This window comes from Bacillus haikouensis, assembly GCF_013179555.1.
Taxonomy (GTDB): domain Bacteria; phylum Bacillota; class Bacilli; order Bacillales; family Bacillaceae_B; genus Rossellomorea; species Rossellomorea haikouensis_A.
This window is the reverse complement of sequence record NZ_JABMCR010000434.1, coordinates 1-2,470: the sequence shown is the minus strand read 5'-3', so window position 1 is coordinate 2,470 and position 2,470 is coordinate 1. Positions and strand designations below refer to the sequence as shown.

Genomic DNA, 2,470 nt, shown 5'->3' with positions numbered 1-2,470 from the left:
TGATAATTGTAAAAAAAGTAAAATAACAGCTTATATTTCCTGAATAATCAGCATCAACCTTATACCTTAAGAAAGAAGGGATCCCATGCAATTTGCCAGTGACATACAGAAGATATTAAATAAAGACAACTGGAAAAAGGTCAACCGCAAGCTGATCGCAAAAATGTTGTCGGAGTATATGTACGAAGATATGATTCAGCCTGAAATACTTGGAGAAGAGGGAAAAACGATTACGTATTCCTTGCAGGTATCACAGGACAAACAGTATCGTTACCAGGCACAGAAACGATTCTTCGACAGCTTCGATGTGAAGCGGGACACGATTGAAATCAGGGAAGGTGAAGAAAACAAGCAGGCAGACAGTGCGATTGAATTGTTAATCGATCTGCAGGGAATTATACCGATGTCATCTGAAACCGTCGGCCATCTGATTAAAGAACTGAACGCCACATTGATTGCGGATGCACATCTTCTCGGGAAAAACCAGAAATCATCGGACGAGCTGATTCACGTCGATTATGCCGATCTTGAAGGTTTTATGACCGGACATCCCTGGATTACATACAACAAAGGCCGAATCGGATTCGGATACGATGATTATCTGAACTTTGCACCTGAGCATCAGAAAGAAATCCGCCTTTCCTGGATAGCTGTTGCAAAAAAGATCGCTGCCTTCCAATCCATCGATGGACTGAAATATGAAGAGTTGCTTGCTGAGGAACTGTCAGAAAAAGAAAGATCCTCTTTTGAAGAAAAAATAATCGTACAAGGGGAAAATCCTGCAGATTATTTCTTTATGCCTGTGCACGAATGGCAGTGGAAAAATGTCCTGATTCAGAACTTCCCGGAGGAACTTGCCGAAAAAACAATCATTCCGTTAGGAGAAGGAAACGACTGCTACTTGCCGCAGCAGTCGATCCGGACGTTCGTGAATATCACTCACAAAGAGAAGCATCATGTAAAGCTGCCGATGAGCATTCTCAATACGCTCGTTTACAGAGGTCTTCCTTCAGAACGCACCCTGATTGCGCCGCAGGTAACAGAGCTCATCAAAGGCATCGCGGATCATGATACATTCTTGAAAGACGAATGCCGCGTCATCCTTCCTGGCGAAAACGCGAGCATGAATGTCGATCACCGATATTATACCGGAGTGAAACAGGCTCCGTATCAATACTTGGAAATGCTCGGGACGATTTGGAGGGAAAGCATTTATACGTATCTGGATGAAGGGGAACAAGCGATCACGCTGGCTGCTCTTTTATACGAAGATCATGATCATAAACCGTATGTGCAGAGCCTGATTGAAGACTCCGGACTCCAGGCGGAAGAATGGATGAAGACATTCTTCAAGGTGGCCATGGACCCGCTTCTTCACTACTTGTATCAATATGGGACGGTATTCTCTCCACATGGTCAGAATACCATCATCGTTCTAAAAGATTCCGTGCCGCACCGTTTGGCCATCAAGGATTTCGTCGACGACGTCAACATTTCAGATCAGGACTTCCCTGAACTCCGGGGCTTGTCGAAGGAATTCAAAGAGGTGTTAAGAAGTGAACCGCCGGAAGGATTGACCCAATTCATTTTCACAGGTTTATTTATCTGCCATCTGCGTTATCTGAGCCATATCCTTATCAATCATGAGCTGATGGAAGAAGAACTATTCTGGGGTCTGCTGGCTCAATCCATCCAGGATTATCAAGACAGATTCCCTGAACTTGGGGAACGTTTCGCCTTGTTTGACTTTTTTAAGCCGAAGCTGACGAAACTTTGTCTGAACCGTAACCGCATGGTTGATTACGGGTACTCGGATGGAGACGATCGCCCGCACGCTTCAGAATTCGGAAAAGTAAACAATGCCCTCTCCCTTTTTAAAGAAAAAGCAACGGTTCAGTAAGGGAAGAATCATTAACGGATCAACTCTCTTGGTCCCAGGGAAAGAAGGTTTAGCATATGAGTGTAATCGTACAGAAATTCGGAGGGACCTCTGTGGGTTCCCCAGCAAGCATTAAACGAATGGCTTCAAGGGTGATGGAGGAAAAGAACAGGGGGAATGACGTCGTCGCGGTCGTTTCAGCCATGGGGGATACAACAGATACACTGACAACTCTGGCAAATGATGTGTCCTCACAGCCGGCAAAAAGAGAAATGGATATGCTCTTGTCGACAGGAGAGCAGGTAACAACCGCTCTCCTGGCCATGGCCCTTCAGGAAAAAGGAGCAGAATCCATTTCGTTTACCGGCGGCCAGGCAGGCATTCTGACTGATTCTGTTCACGGCAATGCCAAAATCAGAACGATTAATCCGGAGCCGATCATGAAGGAACTCCGTACGGGTAAAATTGTCGTAGTGGCCGGTTTTCAAGGGATAACGGAAGAAGGATCTATCTCTACATTGGGGAGGGGCGGATCCGACACCACGGCTGCGGCACTCGCAGCCAAGCTTGGAGCGGAGCGCTGCGACATCT

The 2,470-nt window shown here is 46.1% G+C and carries 2 protein-coding genes; both read left to right on the top strand.

All coding sequences use genetic code 11. From position 1 onward, the window contains the following. Positions 1 to 85: 85 nt before the first annotated feature. Positions 86 to 1,900 (top strand): IucA/IucC family protein, encoded by a 1,815-nt coding sequence (locus HP456_RS22740; protein ID WP_172255317.1) that lies wholly within the window; start codon positions 86 to 88, stop codon positions 1,898 to 1,900. A 56-nt stretch (positions 1,901 to 1,956) separates the two neighbouring features. Continuing rightward, positions 1,957 to 2,470, top strand: a 514-nt coding sequence (locus HP456_RS22735; RefSeq protein ID WP_446680281.1) for an amino acid kinase family protein, incomplete at its 3' end; no start/stop codon positions are given.

Coding starts and splice junctions, on each gene's coding strand:
- HP456_RS22740 (WP_172255317.1), top strand. CDS start 86: ATGCAATTTGCCAGTGACATACAGAAGATATTAAATAAAGACAACTGG.